22 protein-coding genes and 2 pseudogenes are annotated in these 19,238 nt (G+C 43.8%); 3 read left to right on the top strand and 21 right to left on the bottom strand.

Annotation, left to right across the window (positions count from 1 at the left end):
• Positions 1 to 42: 42 nt before the first annotated feature.
• The 10 genes from RIL182_RS01740 to acpP form a co-directional block, all read right to left on the bottom strand.
• Complete coding sequence (locus RIL182_RS01740; RefSeq protein ID WP_044998470.1) at positions 43 to 996, bottom strand: L-lactate dehydrogenase; 954 nt, start codon at positions 994 to 996, stop codon at positions 43 to 45.
• A 304-nt stretch (positions 997 to 1,300) separates the two neighbouring features.
• Complete coding sequence (locus tag RIL182_RS01730; protein WP_006855295.1) at positions 1,301 to 1,756, bottom strand: MarR family winged helix-turn-helix transcriptional regulator; 456 nt, start codon at positions 1,754 to 1,756, stop codon at positions 1,301 to 1,303.
• Between the two features lie 80 nt (positions 1,757 to 1,836).
• Positions 1,837 to 2,841 carry a beta-ketoacyl-ACP synthase III gene (locus tag RIL182_RS01725; protein ID WP_006855296.1) on the bottom strand — a complete coding sequence of 335 codons (1,005 nt, stop codon included), beginning with the start codon at positions 2,839 to 2,841 and terminating at the stop codon, positions 1,837 to 1,839.
• Positions 2,842 to 2,911: 70 nt separating this feature from the next.
• A complete protein-coding gene (locus RIL182_RS01720; protein WP_006855297.1) occupies positions 2,912 to 4,660 on the bottom strand; it encodes an acetyl-CoA carboxylase carboxyl transferase subunit in 1,749 nt (582 codons plus the stop codon).
• A 65-nt stretch (positions 4,661 to 4,725) separates the two neighbouring features.
• Positions 4,726 to 5,154 carry a 3-hydroxyacyl-ACP dehydratase FabZ gene (fabZ, locus tag RIL182_RS01715; RefSeq protein ID WP_044998471.1) on the bottom strand — a complete coding sequence of 143 codons (429 nt, stop codon included), beginning with the start codon at positions 5,152 to 5,154 and terminating at the stop codon, positions 4,726 to 4,728.
• 63 nt (positions 5,155 to 5,217) lie between these two features.
• Complete coding sequence (gene fabF, locus RIL182_RS01710) at positions 5,218 to 6,453, bottom strand: beta-ketoacyl-ACP synthase II (protein WP_044998444.1); 1,236 nt, start codon at positions 6,451 to 6,453, stop codon at positions 5,218 to 5,220.
• An 88-nt stretch (positions 6,454 to 6,541) separates the two neighbouring features.
• Positions 6,542 to 7,282 carry a 3-oxoacyl-[acyl-carrier-protein] reductase gene (fabG, locus tag RIL182_RS01705; protein ID WP_006855300.1) on the bottom strand — a complete coding sequence of 247 codons (741 nt, stop codon included), beginning with the start codon at positions 7,280 to 7,282 and terminating at the stop codon, positions 6,542 to 6,544.
• Between the two features lie 60 nt (positions 7,283 to 7,342).
• Positions 7,343 to 8,269, bottom strand: coding sequence for an ACP S-malonyltransferase (gene fabD, locus RIL182_RS01700; protein ID WP_044998445.1), 927 nt, complete (start codon positions 8,267 to 8,269; stop codon positions 7,343 to 7,345).
• A 119-nt stretch (positions 8,270 to 8,388) separates the two neighbouring features.
• Positions 8,389 to 9,312: an enoyl-[acyl-carrier-protein] reductase FabK gene (gene fabK / locus RIL182_RS01695; RefSeq protein ID WP_006855302.1), complete on the bottom strand. Its 924-nt coding sequence runs from the start codon at positions 9,310 to 9,312 to the stop codon at positions 8,389 to 8,391.
• A 2-nt stretch (positions 9,313 to 9,314) separates the two neighbouring features.
• A complete protein-coding gene (gene acpP / locus RIL182_RS01690; RefSeq protein WP_015559405.1) occupies positions 9,315 to 9,545 on the bottom strand; it encodes an acyl carrier protein in 231 nt (76 codons plus the stop codon).
• A gap of 343 nt (positions 9,546 to 9,888) precedes the next feature.
• Here acpP and RIL182_RS01685 point away from each other — a divergent pair, with 343 nt between their 5' ends.
• The 3 genes and pseudogenes from RIL182_RS01685 to RIL182_RS21535 all read left to right on the top strand — a co-directional run.
• Positions 9,889 to 10,755: an SPL family radical SAM protein gene (locus RIL182_RS01685; protein WP_044998472.1), complete on the top strand. Its 867-nt coding sequence runs from the start codon at positions 9,889 to 9,891 to the stop codon at positions 10,753 to 10,755.
• 298 nt (positions 10,756 to 11,053) lie between these two features.
• A complete protein-coding gene (locus RIL182_RS21540; protein ID WP_006855305.1) occupies positions 11,054 to 11,227 on the top strand; it encodes a hypothetical protein in 174 nt (57 codons plus the stop codon).
• Positions 11,228 to 11,248: 21 nt separating this feature from the next.
• Positions 11,249 to 11,542, top strand: a pseudogene (locus RIL182_RS21535) (GNAT family N-acetyltransferase); the annotation flags it as partial.
• A gap of 133 nt (positions 11,543 to 11,675) precedes the next feature.
• Here the strand turns inward: RIL182_RS21535 and RIL182_RS01675 are convergent.
• The 11 genes and pseudogenes from RIL182_RS01675 to RIL182_RS01625 form a co-directional block, all read right to left on the bottom strand.
• Positions 11,676 to 12,089 carry a M67 family metallopeptidase gene (locus RIL182_RS01675; protein ID WP_006855307.1) on the bottom strand — a complete coding sequence of 138 codons (414 nt, stop codon included), beginning with the start codon at positions 12,087 to 12,089 and terminating at the stop codon, positions 11,676 to 11,678.
• Between the two features lie 14 nt (positions 12,090 to 12,103).
• Positions 12,104 to 12,913 carry a HesA/MoeB/ThiF family protein gene (locus RIL182_RS01670; RefSeq protein ID WP_006855308.1) on the bottom strand — a complete coding sequence of 270 codons (810 nt, stop codon included), beginning with the start codon at positions 12,911 to 12,913 and terminating at the stop codon, positions 12,104 to 12,106.
• Positions 12,897 to 13,118, bottom strand: a complete 222-nt coding sequence (thiS, locus tag RIL182_RS01665; RefSeq protein ID WP_006855309.1) for a sulfur carrier protein ThiS — start codon at positions 13,116 to 13,118, stop codon at positions 12,897 to 12,899. The genes RIL182_RS01670 and thiS overlap by 17 nt, the downstream gene beginning before the upstream one ends.
• 40 nt (positions 13,119 to 13,158) lie before the next feature.
• Positions 13,159 to 13,479 carry a thioredoxin family protein gene (locus tag RIL182_RS01660; protein ID WP_006855310.1) on the bottom strand — a complete coding sequence of 107 codons (321 nt, stop codon included), beginning with the start codon at positions 13,477 to 13,479 and terminating at the stop codon, positions 13,159 to 13,161.
• A gap of 8 nt (positions 13,480 to 13,487) precedes the next feature.
• Positions 13,488 to 13,739 carry a sulfurtransferase TusA family protein gene (locus tag RIL182_RS01655; protein WP_022111933.1) on the bottom strand — a complete coding sequence of 84 codons (252 nt, stop codon included), beginning with the start codon at positions 13,737 to 13,739 and terminating at the stop codon, positions 13,488 to 13,490.
• Between the two features lie 194 nt (positions 13,740 to 13,933).
• A complete protein-coding gene (locus RIL182_RS01650; protein ID WP_006855312.1) occupies positions 13,934 to 14,800 on the bottom strand; it encodes a 4Fe-4S binding protein in 867 nt (288 codons plus the stop codon).
• A 125-nt stretch (positions 14,801 to 14,925) separates the two neighbouring features.
• Positions 14,926 to 16,158 (bottom strand): O-acetylhomoserine aminocarboxypropyltransferase/cysteine synthase family protein, encoded by a 1,233-nt coding sequence (locus RIL182_RS01645; RefSeq protein WP_006855313.1) that lies wholly within the window; start codon positions 16,156 to 16,158, stop codon positions 14,926 to 14,928.
• 103 nt (positions 16,159 to 16,261) lie between these two features.
• Positions 16,262 to 17,470, bottom strand: a complete 1,209-nt coding sequence (locus RIL182_RS01640; protein WP_006855314.1) for an MATE family efflux transporter — start codon at positions 17,468 to 17,470, stop codon at positions 16,262 to 16,264.
• 66 nt (positions 17,471 to 17,536) lie between these two features.
• Positions 17,537 to 17,974, bottom strand: coding sequence for a MarR family winged helix-turn-helix transcriptional regulator (locus RIL182_RS01635; protein WP_006855315.1), 438 nt, complete (start codon positions 17,972 to 17,974; stop codon positions 17,537 to 17,539).
• Between the two features lie 143 nt (positions 17,975 to 18,117).
• Positions 18,118 to 18,516, bottom strand: a pseudogene (locus RIL182_RS01630) (class I SAM-dependent methyltransferase); the annotation flags it as partial.
• A gap of 127 nt (positions 18,517 to 18,643) precedes the next feature.
• A complete protein-coding gene (locus RIL182_RS01625; protein ID WP_006855317.1) occupies positions 18,644 to 19,231 on the bottom strand; it encodes a cytidylate kinase-like family protein in 588 nt (195 codons plus the stop codon).
• Positions 19,232 to 19,238 lie beyond the last annotated feature (7 nt).

Genomic DNA, 19,238 nt, shown 5'->3' with positions numbered 1-19,238 from the left:
AATATGCATCAGACACACTTTTGTAAAAAGGGAGTTCAAAAATTACAAAACCTGCTCTGCCATCTCTTTTAAGATCTGCGCTGATTTCCGGAGCTGTTTCTGCTCATCCTCATCTAAAGAAATCGGAACCTGTCTCTCAATTCCGTTTTTTCCAACGATCGCCGGCATACTTAAGACAACATCCTCCACACCATACATTCCATGGATCATACCGGAAACCGGAAGGATCGATTTTTCATCGCGCACGATTGCCTCGCAGATCCTCTTTACAGACATCGCAATTCCATAATAAGTTGCATTTTTCTTTGCAATGATCTCATAGGCACTGTTGCGCACATTTGCAGCAATGCGTTCCATTGAGTCATCATGATTGAAATGTCCTCGCATCTCGCAGAATGTATTTAGCGGGATTCCGGATACATTTGCACTGCTCCATGCAGCGATCTCACTGTCACCATGCTCCCCGATGATAAATGCATGCACGCTCCGGCTGTCCACACCAAGATGCTCTCCCAGCTCATATTTTAAGCGTGCCGTGTCAAGCACCGTACCTGAACCGATCACGCGGTTTTCCGGCATTCCGCTCAGCTTGTGTGCGGTGTATGTAAGAATGTCGACCGGGTTTGATACGATAAGCAGGATTCCCTGATAATCTCTCTTTGCGATCTCCGGGATGATGCTCTTAAAAATGCCGACGTTTTTCTGAACCAGATCCAGCCTCGTCTCTCCCGGTTTCTGGTTTGCACCGGCTGTCACAACGATGATTGCTGCATCCATAATATCATCATAACCACCCGCATATATCTTCATCGGTCTTGCAAACGGGATTCCGTGGGAAATATCCATTGCCTCCCCTTCCGCTTTCTCTGTATTTGCATCAATCAAAACCATCTCGGAAAACAATCCGCTCTGCATCAGTCCAAACGCTGATGTCGCTCCTACAAATCCGCATCCGATCACTGCCACTTTTCTGTTGTTTAATTCTAACTGTTTCATGAAAACCTCCATTCTTGCGCTGCTTTTGCGCATCTTAAGTTTGTGCGCAAGCACAAATCCTGCGTGTGAAAAATCTTATTTTTCACACTGATGTCCTTGTCTCTGGTATCATATTAATTTATTTCGGTCAGATTGTATGTTGTAATTACAACATTTATTTGAGAAAATATATCATGACTGTGTTATCAGAAAATTGAAAAGCACTATCTGCCCTGGCATTCTTCTATAAAGAAAAAGGATGCCTCCCGTTTCCGAAAAACATCCATAAATATCTATATAATATCCATAACTTTGTCCAAACCCTCTACGATTCTTCATTCTCCCCGTATACCTGCTGGAAAAAATCCACCAGTTTTGCCAGTGAATAGATCAGTACCGTTGTCTCCTGTGCGTTAAGTTCTTCCTTAATGTGGTCGATCATACGGTGATGAAACTCTTCATGATGCAGATAAGCTGCCTTTCCTTTTTCGGTCAGGCATACCCAGACAACACGCTTATCCTGCTTGCTGCGCTCCCTGACAACATATCCCTTATCGGTCAGACCGTCCATCGCCTTTGTCAGCGTTCCGGTCGTAACGTTCATCAGCTTTGCCACCGTGCTCATGCTCTTTGGCTCTGACATTCCAATCGCTTCTATTACATGAAAATCATTATAGGTAAGATCCTTAAATTCATCCGTGAGCAGCGATTTCCCCTCGATCTCCATAATGTCTTTAAACAATTTTACCAATAATTCATTTAATGTTTCATCTGCCGTCATTCAAATATACTCCTATTCATGGCAGTACAGATTGCCTTTCACATATATGTAAACTGCAGCCAGTCTGTTTGCTGCTGCCTTTACCATACCAAAACCGTCGCGCCCCATGTCAGCCCGGCTCCAAATCCTGCCAAAACTATTTTTTTACCTTCACATATCATACCATGTTTATTGATATTATCAAGCAAAATCGGCACACTCGCCGCGGAAATATTACCGCACTCTTCCAGATTGGTAGGAAACTTTTCCATCGGCTGATGCAGTCTTTTTGCAACAGACTCAATAATGCGCAGATTTGCCTGATGAAGTACGAACAGATCAATATCCTCCACTTCAAGTCCCGCTTTTTTCACTGCCTCTTCTATCACCTTTGGCACCGTTTTGACTGCAAATTTATATACTTCCTGACCATTCATCGACACATAGGAAAGTTTCGTATCGTTGACCGCAAACGGATTATTGACCGGACGGTTATCACAGCGGAGGACTTCCCCCCGCGCACCGTCGGAACCCTGTACCATGCTTAGAATGCCGCTTTTGTTTGCTGCACCCGGCTGCTTTGCTTTACAATTTGTTTCGGAATCCACCTCAACGACCGCCGCCCCTGCACCGTCCCCAAACAATACACAGGTGCTTCTGTCATTCCAGTCCATGATCTTTGAAAGAGTTTCCGCTCCAATGACCAGTGCCTTTTTGTATACACCATTTTCCAGATACATCTGAACCGTATTTAACGCAAACAAAAATCCGGAGCAGGCAGCGTTTAAATCAAATGCAACTGCATTTTTTGCTCCAAGCGCACTCTGCACTTCACAGGATAAGTTCGGCAGAAACTTATCCGCCGTAACCGTTGCTGCAATGATAAGATCAAGTTCTTCCGCAGTCATTTCCGCATCTTTTAACGCTTCCTTTGCTGCTGCGACAGCAAGCCCTGTCGTCGTCTCCTCCACCGCAAGATGTCTTGCACCGATTCCGGTACGGCTTCTGATCCACTCGTCAGAGGTGTCCATCAGTTTACTTAAATCATCGTTTGTCACCCGAAGTTTTGGAACCGCACTTCCGGTTCCCTTGATTTTGATTTTCATACTTTTTCCTCATTCCAGAGTTTATTTTATTTCCATCTGCCCTCTGTAAAATAATCCAGTAACCTTTTTATCAGAACGCACGGAATCTCGCATAGCGCTCCTCGGCAAGCTGCTCTCCTGTCTTGCCATTCTGACGCTCTAAAAATTCTTTCATATGGCCTTTCATATATCTTGAGATTGACTCACATGCTTTTTCGTCTGCCGTGCCATACTCCGGGATTACCTGCTCCACAATATTTAACGCATACAGATCATGCGCCGTGATCTTCATGACCTCGCTGGCTTCTTTTGCACGTTTTCCATCTTTCCAGAGGATCGATGCAAATCCTTCCGGCGAAAGTACCGAATACGTTGCATTTTCAAGCATCCAGACTTCATTGCCGACCGACAGTGCAAGCGCACCGCCGCTTCCGCCTTCTCCGATCATCAGACAGAGGATCGGAACTTTGATGGCTGACATCTCATAGAGATTTCTTGCGATTGCTTCACCCTGTCCGCGTTCTTCCGCTTCTTTTCCGCAGAATGCACCGGATGTGTTCACAAATGTGATGATCGGACGGTTGAATTTTTCTGCCTGTTTCATCAGACGCAGTGCTTTTCTGTAACCTTCCGGTGACGGCATTCCGTAATTGTGACGCATGCAGTCTTTTAAATCTTTTCCTTTATGAATACCGATCACAGTGACCGGCTGGCCGTCAAGGTAGGCAACACCGCCCACGATTGCCGGGTCATCTGCGAACTGTCTGTCTCCGTGAAATTCCATGAAGTCGTCAAAAATATTGTCGATATAATCCACCGATGCAAGCCGGTCTGCACGTCTTGCCGCACGCACTTTTTCCCATGCGGAAAGAGGCTGTGCCTTTGTGGCGCGCTCTTTCATGACCTCTGTCGGCTCGTAACAGTCATCACTGCGCAATGGATCAAAGTTTGCATATCCTTCTGTTTTCTGATGCATTTTTAAGATGCGGTAAAGTGTCATTTTTAAATCTTTACGCTCCACGATCGCATCCACAAAACCATGCTCTAACTGGAACTGTGCCCTCTGGAATCCCTCCGGCAGTTTCTCTCCGATCGTCTGCTCGATGACACGCGGCCCTGCAAATCCGATCAGTGCCCCCGGCTCTGCAAGGATAATATCTCCTAACATTGCAAAACTTGCCGTCACACCTCCGGTCGTAGGATCGGTTAACACCGGCACATATAAAAGTCCTGCCTCGGAATGTTTCTTTAAAGCAGCTGCTGTCTTTGCCATCTGCATCAGGGAAACGATTCCCTCCTGCATTCTTGCACCACCGGAACAACAGAATAAAATAACCGGAAGAGAAAGTTCTGTCGCACGCTCTACCGCAAGTGCGATTTTTTCTCCCACAACATGCCCCATACTGCTCATCATAAACCGGGCATCACACACGCCGATCACCGTCTCAAGTCCATAGATCCTGCATTTTCCGACTGTGACTGCCTCATGCAGTCCTGTCTTTTCCTGTGCGGCTTTGATCTTCTCCGGATATCCAGGAAAATCAAGCGGATTTTTTGACTCCAATTCTTCAAACCACGGCTCAAAGGTATCCTTATCCGCAACCATGCGGATCCTGTTTTTGGTACGGACGCGGAAATAATTGCCGCACTCATAACAGACATATTTATTTTTTTCCGCGGTTTTCTTATTGATCTCTCTGCCACAAGCCGGACAGACGATCGTTGCCGGCGGCTCTGTATTAACTGTCTCTGCCTCTTTTTTTGCTGCCTCTACCGTTTTCTGTGGTTCTTCTACCGTCTCTGTTACTTCTTTTTTCTTCTTCAAAAAAAATGCTGCCATACTTTCCCCTTTTTGCCTGTTTACAGTTATTTATCAAACCTGCGCTGTTCCAGACTCTCTTAACTTCAACTGATCGCAAATGTCAGCTCCGCGATACATGCAATGTCATCCCCCACCTTCGCTGTGGCACGGCCGACACCGATCGGGCCTTTTTGCTTTATGATCTCTGTTTCCAATATCAACACATCTCCCGGCACTACTTTCCGTTTGAATTTTGCAGAATTAATTCCCGCAAAATATGCAGTTTTTCCGCGGTTTTCTTCCACCGAGAGAATTGCAACCGCTCCGGTCTGTGCCAGTGCTTCAATGATCAGTACGCCCGACATGACCGGCTCATTTGGAAAATGTCCGCCAAAGAATGGCTCATTGTAGCTGACACATTTTTTTGCAACGGCACGCATGCCGGATTCTAATTCTTCCACCGTGTCGATCAGCAAAAACGGCTGACGATGCGGAATGATCTCCATGATCTGTTTCGTTGTTAAAACGGACATAATTGCCTCCCTGTTTTCCAAAATAAAATTTGCCCACTGGTGAGCAGAGGCATTTCCTCCCAATTATTCACTGTATTTTTTCAGCAGGATACTTGCATTGTGTCCGCCGAAACCAAGTGAGTTGCTCAGTGCATACGGCACATCCATCTGTACCGCCTCTTTACAGTAATCAAGATCCAGTTCTTCATCCGGTGTCGTGTAACCAACGGTCGCATGTACAAAACTGTCCTGAATTTCTTTGACACAGGTTACAAATTCAATGGCACCGGCAGCACCGAGCAGATGTCCAACCATAGATTTTGTGGAATTGACTTTCATATCATATGCGTGATTGCCAAAAGCGAGTTTGATCGCACGCGTCTCAAACAGGTCGTTGTGATGCGTGGATGTTCCATGTGCATTGATGTAGGTGATTTCTTCCGGACGGATGCCTGCATCTTCCACCGCATTCGTCATGGCGCGGGCTGCACCGGCACCATCCTCAGCAGGGGAGGTAATGTGATATGCATCAGATGAAGTTCCGTATCCGGCTACCTCCGCATAAATTTTTGCCCCACGCGCTTTTGCATGCTCTAATTCCTCTAACACAACGATCGCTGCACCTTCTCCCATCACAAAACCGCTGCGGTTTTTATCAAATGGAATGGAACATTTTGTCGGGTCACTCTCGGAGGAAAGTGCCGTCAGTGAAGTGAATCCGGCGATTCCAAGCGGGCAGATCGCACCTTCCGTTCCACCGGCAACCATCACATCTGCCTCTCCGTACTGGATGCTGCGGAATGCCTCACCGATACTGTTTGTTCCGGTTGCGCATGCCGTTACCACGTTGATGCTCTTTCCTTTTAAACCGAATGCGATCGAGACATTTCCGGCTGCCATATTGGAAATGACAAGCGGTACGAACAGCGGATTTACTTTGGACGGTCCTTTTTCCAACAGTCTTTTATGCTCACGCTCAATTCCCCCAAGACTTCCGATTCCGTTTCCGACAGATACACCGACACGGTAAGGATCTTCTTTTTCCATGTCAAGCGCTGCATCCGTGATTGCCTCTTTTGCCGCTGCCACTGCATACTGGCAGAATAATTCCATACGTCTTGCCGCTTTCGCATCCATATACTGTTTTGCATCGAAATCTTTGACTTCCGCTGCAAGATGGCATTTGTATCCTTCCGTATCAAATTTTGTGATCTCCCCGAAACCGATTTTTCCTTCTTTTACGGACTGCCAGAACTCCTCTACACTAAGTCCGATCGGAGTGATCGCGCCCATTCCTGTTACCACTACTCGTCTGCTCATAACTTTTCCTTTCCATTTTCAAGCCCCAAATTCAGGCTTTTCCTTTTTGATCCGACACAATACCATGCGGTCAAAATGTTTTTACTGCTTATATGCTCATACCGCCGTCCACGGAAATTACCTGTCCTGTGATGTAGGATGCTTTCTCCGAGGCTAAAAATGTCACTACCTCCGCAATATCATCCACTTTTCCGACTCTGCCGAGCGGGATCTGCGTTTTCACTGCTTCCTTTGCCTTGTCTGTCATCTGCGCTGTCATTTCCGTATCAATGAATCCCGGCGCAACCGCATTGCAGGTAATCCCACGGGAAGAAAGTTCTCTCGCCACACTTTTGGTCAGTCCGATCACGCCCGCCTTGCTCGCACTGTAATTTGCCTGTCCTGCATTTCCAAGAATACCGGATACGGATGATAGATTGATGATCGTTCCGGAACGCTGCTTTAACAGATAGCGTGAAAAATGACGGATCGTGTTAAAAGTTCCCTTGAGGTTTGTCGCAATGACCGCGTCAAATGCTTCCTCGCTCATTTTCATCAAAAGATCATCCCGCGTGATACCGGCATTATTGACCAGAATATCCAGATGACCGTATGTCTCCATGATGTCTTTTGCCATTTTTTCACAGGCACCATAATCAGATACATTGCAGCCGTAAACTGCCGCTTTGCCGCCATCCGCTGTGATTTTTGCCGCAACAGCATCGGCACGCTCTTTAGAACCGTTGTAATTGATGATGACAAATGCACCTTCTTTTGCAAGACTTTTTGCGATCGCAGCTCCGATGCCGCGGCTTGCACCGGTAACCAGTGCCGTTTTATTAGTTAACATAACTTCTCCTTTTTTCTGATAGCTGCCAAACTTTTTTCACATCCAAATATGTGGCATATCTTATTTATTTTTGCTCTCAGCAACAAATTTCTCAAAGTCTTCATATTTATCAATATTGACTGCAGCTACATCACGGTTGATCTTGCGCATGAATCCTGTCAGCGTTTTCCCCGGTCCGATCTCTACAAATTTGTCTGCTCCGTCTGCGATCAGACGCTCGATCGTCTGCTGCCAGCGGACAGATGAGGACACCTGTTTTTCCAGTAATGGTTTGATATCCTCTTCTTTTGTCACATAGTCTGCTGTCACGTTTGCGACATACGGGATTGCCGGTGTATGGACTGTTACATGTTTTAATTCCTCGCCAAGTTTTTCTCCGGCACCCTTTAACATTGCTGAGTGGAACGGTCCGCTGACCTTTAACGGAACAACACGTTTTGCTCCGGCTTCTTTGCAGAGCTCTCCGGCTGCCGCTACGGCTTTTTCTTCTCCGGTAATGACGATCTGTCCCGGGCAGTTATAGTTTGCGATCGATACAATGCCCTCTGTTTTTTTACAGGCTTCCTCAATCTGCGCGGTATCCAGTGCCAGGACTGCTGCCATGGCTCCGCCCTCCGGCACTGCCTCCTGCATGTAGATCCCTCTTTTGCGCACCAGTGCAAATGCATCTTTTCTGCTCAGTGCTCCGCAGGCAATCAATGCTCCATATTCTCCCAGGCTTAAGCCTGCAGTCACATCTGCTTTATAGCCTTTTACCTCCAATGCACGCAGGATCGCAGCCTCGGCGGTCAGCATACAGATCTGTGTATACTCCGTGATATTGATCTTGTCGTTCTCCTCAAAGCATAACGCAGCGATATCAAGTCCTGACGCCTCGGATGCCTCCTCAAATACTTCTCTGCATTCCGGGATGGCATCGTAAAAATCCTTTGCCATTCCTATGTACTGTGCTCCCTGTCCAGGAAACATAAAAACCGTCTTTCCCATGTTAATCTCCATTCTTGCGCTGTCTTTTGCGCATCTCAAGTTTGTGCGTAAGCACAAATCTTGCGTGTGAAAAATCTTATTTTTCACACTAACCTCCGTTTTTTGCGCTTATTTTTGCACTATCTTCCAAGCAGTGACTCCGCCTGTGTCACAACGTCCTCGATGATCTCTTTACAGCTTTCTTCTTTTTTTACCATGCCGGCGCTCTGTCCTGCCATCAGGCTTCCGTTGACCACGTCACCGTCAATGACTGCCTTGCGCAGGGACCCAAGTGTAAGGTGCTCTAACTCTTCAAATGAAGCGCCCTCTTTTTCCATTTTTAAATATTCGCGGCTCATCTGGTTGCGAAGAACCCGGATCGGATGTCCGGTGCTCATGCCTGTCACTTCCGAGTCAATGTCTTTTGCCTTGATGACACGCTCTTTATAGTTCGGATGCACGATGGATTCTTTTGCAACCACAAATCTGGTTCCCATCTGTACTCCTTCGGCGCCGAGCATAAATGCCGCCGCCATACCTCTGCCATCCGCAATTCCGCCTGCGGCAATAACCGGTATCTGTACCGCATCTGCCACCTGTGGAACAAGTGTCATCGTCGTCTGCGCACCGATATGTCCACCTGATTCCATTCCTTCTGCAATCACTGCGTCCGCTCCGCCACGCTCCATCATTCTTGCCATTGCAACACTCGCAACGACCGGAATCACAACAACGCCTGCCTGTTTCCATGCATCCATGAATTTTCCGGGATTTCCGGCACCTGTGGTCACAACCTTAACGCCCTCTTCAATGACGATCTGTGCAACCTCGGCTGCATTTGGATTTAACAGCATGACGTTCACGCCAAACGGTTTGTCAGTCAGCTTCTTTGCCTCCCTGATCTGCTCTCTGACCACCTCAGGCGGTGCACTTGCCGCTCCAATGATACCTAAACCTCCGGCATTTGAAACTGCCGCTGCAAGATGATATTCCGCAACCCATGCCATACCACCCTGAATGACCGGATATTTCGTTCCCAGCAGTTTACTTACCCTTGTCTCCATACTTAAGCCACACCTTTTCCTTTTAAGTACTCGACAACATCATTGACAGTTACGATAGAAGGTAAATCCTCAGATGGGATCTCCACGCCAAACTCTTCCTCAAGAGCCATGACAAGTTCAAATAAATCTAAGGAATCTGCTCCTAAATCATCTTTGAAATTAGACTCTGCCTTGATTTCAGACTCATTCACATTTAACTGCTCTGCAATAATCGGGATCATTTTCTCTAACATATTTTTTCTCCTTTTCTGCGCATGCCTTATCATTTTTCCAGCGCCCTGCCCTTATTTTTATTGTGGGCTGATTTTATGTTCTTATTTTCTGATTCATGTAATCATTTGCCTTTCAAATAGTTTGATAGTCAAATAATTAGCTTTTCAAAGTATATGACTGTTGGAAATATTTGTCAAGTTAATTTAGTAAAGTTTTGCAAAATGGTACTTAGGTATTAGGGGGGTATGTATGGGCAGTTTCCTCATTATTTTTTATCTGGCGCTGATCACGATTGTGATTTTTGTTTACTTATGTTTTAATTGGATTAATCGGATTTTTAATTTTAACTACAGGAGATTTCTCATGCATTTTGTTCAGGCGAAGGGGCTTTTATCGAAGGATAACGGAATAAATATTTACCGGGGATGTTCCCATGGATGCATTTACTGCGACAGCCGGAGCAGGTGCTATGGTTTTACACATGCATTTGAAGATATTGAGGTAAAGGAAAATGCCCCGGAATTGTTAGAAAAGGCTTTGCGATCCAAACGTCAGAAATGTATGATCGGAACCGGTGCCATGTGCGATCCTTATCTTCATGTGGAGGAGCGCCTTTTGCTGACCAGGCGGTGTTTAGAGCTGATCGACCGGTACGAATTTGGTGTTGCGGTACAGACAAAGTCAGCCCGGATTTTAAGAGATTTTGACCTGTTAACGTCCATCAATGAAAAGGCAAAAGCCATCGTGCAGATCACACTCACCACTTACGATGAAGATTTATGTAAAAAGATAGAACCAGATGTTTCCACCACCAAAGAGCGCATCGACGTCCTGATGAAATGTAAAGAAGCCGGTATTCCCACTGTGGTGTGGCTTACACCGATCCTGCCGTTTATCAATGACACTGCTGATAACATAAAAAATCTGCTGGATGCCTGCGTGGACGCCGGCGTAAAGGGGATTATATTCTGGGGCATTGGCGTAACCCTCCGGGATGGCGACAGGGAGTATTTCTACCATGCCCTCGATAAAGATTTTTCGGGGATGAAGGAAAAATATATCCGCACTTACGGTAATGCCTACAACCTGCCAAGCCCGAATGAAAAAATGCTCATTCCAATGATCGTGGAACAATGCCAAAAGGCTGGCATCCTTTGTTCGCCGGATGAATGTTTTGCTTATCTGCATCATTTTCCGGAAAAATATGTCCAGCGGTCATTGTTTGAGTAAAAATCGATCATGGATTTTTGTCGATTGGGTATATACAGAAAAAATCTGCTGTTTATACCCAAAAATATGGGGATTTTGAGTGATTTTTCACTGATATTGGGCATAGCAGATCAGTTTCTTTCATTATATACCCAAAACACGGGAAAATCAGGGGTTCTTGTGGGTATACAGCTACAATTTCTTTGCTATATGCCCAATCTGCGATGTTTCAATATCTTATGATGTCAGATACACTTTGACAGTCATCATATTGTATAAAACTATTGAACCACAATATTATAATGGAGGATCTATGAACATGAATATAAATATAAATTCGTTATCACAAAAATACTCTGTACGAAAACTCGACGAAAATGATGTAGATATCATCTATGATATGAGCTGCAAAAACGATATCTTTTATCAATATCATCTGCCCTTTGTCACAAGGGAAAGTATCTTAGATGATATGGCAGCCTTACCACCGTGAAAAGACTATGATGATAAATTCTATATCGGTTTTTTCGAAAATGATTCACTGGTTGGACTCATGGATTTAATCCTTGATTATCCTAATAAAGAAATTGCCTTCATAGGATTATTTATGACAGACACTCGCTATCAGAACAGAGGGGTTGGTTCGCAAATCATCAGTGACATGATCTCTTGTCTGAAATCATATGGATATCAAGAAATCCAACTTGGCGTTGACAAGGGAAACCCACAGAGCTATTCTTTCTGGATAAAAAACAAATTCACTCCGATCCGTGAAGATACCTATATTTTAATGGGTCTTCGGATATGACCTGAAAAGAACGGCTGCAACAGATTTTATTGTTTAAAGAACTGGAATTTCCATTAAAAGAAATCAAAAAAGTGTAAAAGAATTTTTTTCTCCTTTTACACTTTTTTTCGTCTATGATTTTATTTTTAAAGTTTTACGCTTCGATCACAAGCTCTTCTTTTGTGACCTCTCCTTTTTCGATATGGAAGGAATTGAGCACCAGCTCCTCCGGGTTCATCAGGGAGAGGATCAGGTAATTCATCTTCGGATCATACGCTAAGCGGATATCTTCCTGTGAAGGGCGTGACGGCGATTCCGGGTGCGAGTGAAAATTGCCGAGAAGTACGCCTTTTTTCTGGCGGATATCTTTGATCGCCGCAAGCTGCTCTGCCGGATCCATGGAAAAATGTTCCCTGCTCTCGTCTACGTTGCGAAGCAGATACACGTCTGTCACCACACGTTTGTCACCTTCCACATAGCCGCCAAGCAGTCCGCATGCCTCGTTCGGGAGTCCTTTTTTTGCATGATCCACGATTTTATTGTAATCTTCCTGTTTTAAAATCAGCATATGCGCCTCCTAAGTTAAATACCGTCTGTGCAGACAACCTGCTCGTAGTCGATCAGTTCTGTGATTGTCGGATGTTTTCCACATACTGCGCAGCCATCAGTATTAGACGGCAGTTTAACTTTGTGGAACTCCTGATTGATTGCATCGTAGGTTAAAAGATAACCGGTTAAAAGTTTTCCTACACCGAGAATGTACTTGATTGCTTCCATTGCCTGTAAACTTCCGATCACACCGCCCATGGCACCGATGACACCTGCCTGTTTACAGGTCGGCACTGCATCCTTTGGTGGCGGGTTTTTGAATACACAGCGGTAGCATGGTCCTTCTCCCGGAACATAGGTCATAAGCTGTCCCTTAAAACGGATGATTCCTGCATGGGAAAATGGTTTTTTTGCCATGACACAGGCATCATTGATTAAAAACTTTGCCGGGAAATTGTCCGTTCCGTCAATGATAAAGTCATAATCTGCAATCAGATCCATGATGTTTTCGCTTGTCACAAACTGGCGGTAAGTTTTTACCGTTACATCTGGGTTCATTGCATTGATCGTCTCTTTTGCGGATTTTACTTTTGCTTTTCCGATATCGGCTGTGCCATGGATGATCTGACGCTGTAAATTGGAAAGATCGACCTCATCTGCATCTACGATACCGATGGTTCCCACGCCTGCTGCACCAAGATACATTGCTGCAGGTGCGCCAAGTCCGCCGGCTCCGATGATCAGCACTTTTGCATTTAAAAGTTTTTTCTGTCCCTTTGCGCCGACTTCTTTTAATATGATATGTCTTGAATAACGCTCAATCTGCTCATCTGTTAACGCCATAGCTGCCTCCTCCCATGAAATATAAAAATTCTACGTTGTCGCCATCTTTTAATACCGTTGATTCCACCTGCTCGGATGGAACGAATTCCTCATTGATGGAAACGGTCACATACTCCGGGGTTTCCACCTGCTCTAACTCGAACAGTTCTGTTAACTTTAAGTCATCTTTTACTTCTTTTTTGTTTCCTGCTACTGTGATCTGCATGTTTCTCCTCTTTTCCGCGGAACCTTTTTTTGTCTGCCCGCTATTTTAAATTTTCATCGATCCACGCCTCAATATCAGCTTTTCCTGCTGCACCGGCTCTCTCTGCTTTGACCTCGCCCTGTACAAACAACCGCAGTGCCGGTACACCCATGACGTCATATTTTTCAGCAAGCTCCATGTCATAGTTGACATTTACTTTATATACAGAAAGTGTGTCTTCGCGTTCGTCCTCGATATCCCCAAGCACCGGTGATAACTGCTTGCACGGAATACAACTGTCCGAATAAAAATCTACCAGAACCGGCAGCGGACTTTTCAGGACTTTTTCTTCAAAATTGTCTTTATTGATTCGCTGTGCCATGATTCCTCCTATCCCTCTACCTTGCGGACGATCAGGTTATAAGTTCCATCTTCATTGTCCACCAGTTTTAAGATCTGATGTCCCTCTTCCTTGACACTGCGTGGTACGTTCTGTACCGGCTCACCATCGTTCATGCGGATGGCAATGACTTCGCCATCATCTAATTCCTCCAGCGCTACCTTTGCTTTTACGAAAGTGAGCGGGCATACTTTATCGGTAATATCTACTGTTTCGTCGATTGCAATTCCTGCGATTTCCATTTCTTCCCTCCTGTTTCTTCTTATTATATATGCTGCATTTTTGATTGCTCCAGATTGTTTTCTGTATGCATGCTTTTGCTGCATCTATTTGTTTACATGCTTATTTGTTCTTGCATGCATATTTTTTTGTGACATATCTATTTGTTTTTATATACAATTTTTTCCTGCATACATGTTTTTTCTGCCCGAAATCCTTACTTTCCCTCGTAGGCTTCTTTGATCTTCTTACGGAACTCTTCCTCGCCGACGCGCTGTAACGTCAGGCGGAAACGCTCGCCCGGGTTTGCATGATCTCTGAAAAAGGCGATCGCTGCATCGGTGACACGGAACAGTGTCTCTTTGTCATGTACGATTGGGAGAAGCTGCTCCCCTTTGTAGATCTGATTTCCGAACAATCCACCGAAGGAAACCAGATATCCGCTGTTTCCTTCCCACGCATCCGTCGGACAGGACTTCACGCAGCGGCCGCAGTAGTTACACTGATCGCGGTTGATCGTCACTTTGTTTCCTTCACATTTGATTGCACCCTGACGGCACGCCTTTTCGCAGACACCGCAGCCGATACATTTATCCTCAACCCAGGAAACTTCCATGCCGCCTTTGATTCCGATATCATTTTCCTCTGCCTTTAAGCAGTTATTCTGGCATCCGGTCACACCAAACTTGAACTTGTGAGGAAGTTCACGTCCAAAATAATGTTCATCTAACTCCTGTGCCAGTGAATAGGTATCAATACATCCGCTTGGACAGATCTCCGAACCCTGACAAGCTGTAACGGTACGGACTCTCGGTCCGCAGACACCCGGTTTCACGCCGCCTTTTGCAAGCTCTGCTTTTACTTCCTCGATATCCTCAAAATTGACAAACGGTATCTCAATTCCCTGTCTGGATGTCATATGTACATAGCCTTTGCCGTACTTTTCCGCAACCTCTGCCACGGTCTTAATATTTTCTGCAGTCAGATTACCTCCGACCACCTGGATTCTGAGTGAGAAAAATCCTTTCTGTTTCTGCCTCATGAATCCGCCTTTTTTTAATGCTGCATAATCAACTCCCGCCATCTTTACACTCCTTATCTTTTCTGATTTTTCAATATCCTGGTATTCTACTGTGCTTTTCTATTGTAACACTTTAAAGTGCCCGTTTTAAAGTATTACTGTAACACTTTGGTATATTTTTTCGTTTTTTAAGAAAGGCTCTCGATCGCCTGCTTAAAATCCCAGATCAGATCATCAATATCCTCGATTCCGACGCTGACGCGCACCAGATCATCAAATACACCGCCCGCTTTCTTTTCTTCCTCCGTGCTGTGTACACTGATGGTCGATTCCGGATGGATGACAAGTGTTTTGGTATCGCCGATATTAGATACCTTAAGCGGATATTTTAATGCATTGATAAATGCAAATGCCCGCTCCTTACTGCCAAGCCTTAAGGTAAAGATGCCGCCGTAATGACCGTCAAACTGGCTCTTTGCAATCTCATGCCAGTTGCTCGTCTCTAACCCTGCATAATTTACCGTAATGTCTTTATAGTTTTCTTCAATATAAGCCGCAAGCTGCATTGCATTGTCGCAGATACACTCCATGCGGAGTCCTAACGTTTCAAGCCCAATGCTGTTTAAAAATGCATTTTGCGGCGAGAGACAGGCTCCGGTGTTGCGGAACAGTCCGTTTCTCAATTTTGCAGTGTAGGCAAACGGTCCGAATTTTACAAAATCACGCATACCCGGATATTTTTCGGTATCCCACTTAAATGTTCCGCCGTCTGTGATAACTCCGCTGATCGAGTTGCTGTTTCCATTGATGTATTTCGAAGTGGAATTGACTACAATGTCTGCGCCCAGTGAAAGCGGTTTTACCAGATATGCGGTGGCTGCTGTGTTGTCGATAATGAGCGGTACGCCATTCTCATGTGCCAGCTTTGCCAGCGCTTTGATATCTGTCACATCCAGCCTCGGATTTCCAAGTGTCTCTGCAAAATAGAGTCTTGTGTGTGCGTTGGTCGCTTTGCAGAATGCATCGAGATCGTTGTTTTCGACATAATGAGTCGTGATACCAAATGCTTCAAGATCCCGGAAGAGATCAATGCTTCCACCATAGAGGCTCGCACTCGATACGATCTCATCTCCCGCCTGTAAGATGTTTGCAAATGCATTAAACATCGCTGCCATTCCGGATGCGCATGCAACGCTCGATTTACCGCCCTCTAACACGGTCATCCTTTTCTCAAATGCTTCCACCGTCGGATTATTGATCCTCGTATAGGAAAATCCCGGAGCCTGATTATGAAATATCTTTTCCAGACGTTCTGCCGATTCCTGTTCAAATGCACTCGACTGGTAAATTGGTGTTAATGTTGCTCCTGTCTGCGGTTCACCCCGAAAAGCACCGTGCAGCAAAGATGTATTAAATTTCACGGTATCGCTCCTTTCATTTCCTACTTGTCATATAGGAATATTATGTTTTAACTGAGTATAGCAGTAAAGATAATAAATTGCAAGAAGTTTTTTCCACTTTTTTCTATTTTTGCGGATTGGATGACTGGAAGCGGTGTCGGACATTACGAATTACTGTTACTGTTTCACTGATTAGGAAGCTCCACCATATTCCATTAATTCCAATCGCTTTACCCAGAATTGATGCAAGAGGAAGTAAAATAATAACCTGTCTTAATGCAGAAATTATCAAGCTGGATATTCCTCTCGAAAATCCCTGTAATGCATAGCATGTCATAACAGATACTCCTCCAAAGACAAAACTAAACCCAAGTATGCGTAATGCCGTCACACCAAGTGAAAACATTTCCTCTGATGGTGCAAATGCTGATATTAACTGTACTGGCAGCATTTCCATAATAATCAGCCCTACCAGACCAATCAAAGCTGAATACGCCCCACTAAGACGGATAACCTTCTTAATCCGGTCTGCATGTTTAGCTCCAAGATTAAATGCTACAATTGGAATCAAGACATTGTTTAATCCAAAAGTCGCCATATATACAAACGTCTGTAATTTGAAATATGCACCAAATACTGCTGTTGAAGTTGTTGAAAAATTCAGAAGAAGTTTATTGATTCCAAAACACATGATGCTGGACATTGACTGCATAATAATTGTTGGAATTCCAACAGTACAAATTCCCTTAAAATAATAGCTCTCTAATTCGATTGATTTGAAATTAAACTGTACATCTGTATTCTTTGTCAGATTAAAATATAATCCTAATAACATTGCTATAATCTGTCCTACTACGGTAGCTATTGGTGCACCTTTTGTTCCCATTTCCGGTAATCCAAAATATCCAAAAACACAGATAACTGTAAGATAATCTACTCCCATGGAAATAATTTCAGTATCATTGGTTTGAACCATATAGAAACCTTTTACACAGAAAATGCCAAATAATAATACCAGTATATAAAACCCAATGCCTAGAATAATGCCATGCAAAGCTGTCTGATTTACTTTCTTCTGTTTCTTTTCGCCTAAAAAACGGGATAGCAATGCATTAATTCCGACACCGATTCCGGTTCCTGTTGCAATAATAATATTCTGTATCGGAAAAGCTAAAGATACCGCTGATAGAGCATTCTCTCCATAGTGGCTTACAAAAAGACTATCTACCACATTATACAAAGCACCTATCAGCATTGATAAAACCATTGGTGCCGCCATTGTAATCAACAGTTTATTAACCTGCATTGTTTCCATTTTATTTTCGTTCATCATATCCTCATTTAGGTAGTGTACTACCTATTTATCTATTTTTAAAGTGTACCCACACATGTGAGTACACTATTTTTCAATATTTTCAAGCATTTTTTCTGATGCTTTCAAAAATGTTTGTATATCTTCTTCCGGAATCCCTGCGCAGATTTTGTTAAAAATCTCCCAGTCCATTTTCTTAAGTTCTATGTGAATATTCTTATACTCATCTGCGCAGTTAATCTTTTTGTAGCGTGCATCAACCTTACTCTGCGTGCAGATAACAGCTTTTTTCTTTTCCAGTCTTTTAATAATTTCAGTCATTGTCGGATGCGTCACAGCAAGTGCTTTTTCCAAATCTTTCTGATTAATTTCACAGGCTCCCATTGACTCTGCGCGACTTAATTCACCCAGTACTCTCAACTGTACAGCCGTTAGTCCCATCCGATTTGCGCGTTCTTCCAGTTTCTTCTTAAATTCTCTGTCTAATATAGAAAATCGAAGCCCCGGAGCAATATTCGTTTCCATAAGCCCCTCCGTATAAGTAGTACGCTACTTATTATAATTGTTATCTTTCTTTTGTCAATATCTATTATATTTTCTATCTACAATAATTAATCCTGGATTATTCATGATAAAATCACATACAATCCAGGATTATCTATATTTTTTTAATACCATTTTGTCATTGGAATTTCATTATTTATGTCATTCGTAAAAATAATCTGATGCAGATCAATAATTCCATTCATGAAAGTAGCAGCACACGCACACAGGTATAATTCCCACATACGTGCAAATCGTTCGTCAAACATCTCTACTACTTCCTGACGATGATCTTGAAAATTTTTATTCCAATACAACAACGTATGATTATAATGTCTGCGCAGACTTTCTGATCCAACCGTGTAAAATCTCTTATCTCCTGCAATATACATAATTTCACGTAAGCCAGGTACAACACCGCCTGGAAAAATATACTTCTTAATCCAGGCATCTCCCGGATATTCTTTTAAAGCACTGATAAAATGCAATAGGAAAATTTCTCCTTGTTTTAAGACAACCTTTACATATAGATATACTTGTGATAAGTAAATCCATTGGAATCTTTTCCTTTATACTCACAGTGAATTCCGGCATTCCCTATTGTCCTCCTGTTTTTACAGATATATCACATCATAAAATTATCACTTCCAGTTATTTACCACATTCCATAATTATCTTCTCACACCTGTCATATCCAAGCTGTGAACTGTTCAGGCACAACGTATAATTACTGGCTTTTCCCCATTTCTGCTCCGTGTAAAAGCTATAATTTGTCATACGTCTTTTATCTGTGTCTGCCATCATTTTGACGGCTTCCTTCTCTTCAACATTATATAAGCCCATGATACGCTGTGTTTTTTCCGGCATATCCCCATGAATAAACACATTTAACACATCATCCCTGTCTTTCAGAATGTAATCAGCATTTCTTCCAACGATTACACAAGGCTCCTTTCCAGCCAACTCCAAAATAACTTTTCTTTGTGCTTCATATACGATATCTTCTATGGACTTTCCTGTAATGTCACGTCCGGCAAAGGCATATGCAAATAAACCTTTCTTTGGAGATAACTCTGCATTTTCTTTAATGTACTCTGGTGACAATCCTGACTGTTCTGCAATCTGTCCAATGATATCCTTGTCATAATATGCAATGCCAAGTTTCCTTGCCACCTCTTCACCGATGAAACGTCCACCGCTTCCATACTCTCTGCTGATTGTAATAATTCTTTTTGCCATTTACGGT

It is taken from the genome of Roseburia intestinalis L1-82 (assembly GCF_900537995.1).
Lineage (GTDB): Bacteria > Bacillota > Clostridia > Lachnospirales > Lachnospiraceae > Roseburia > Roseburia intestinalis.
The sequence above is the reverse complement of the archived record's forward strand: the minus strand, read 5'-3'. Positions and strand labels throughout refer to the sequence as shown.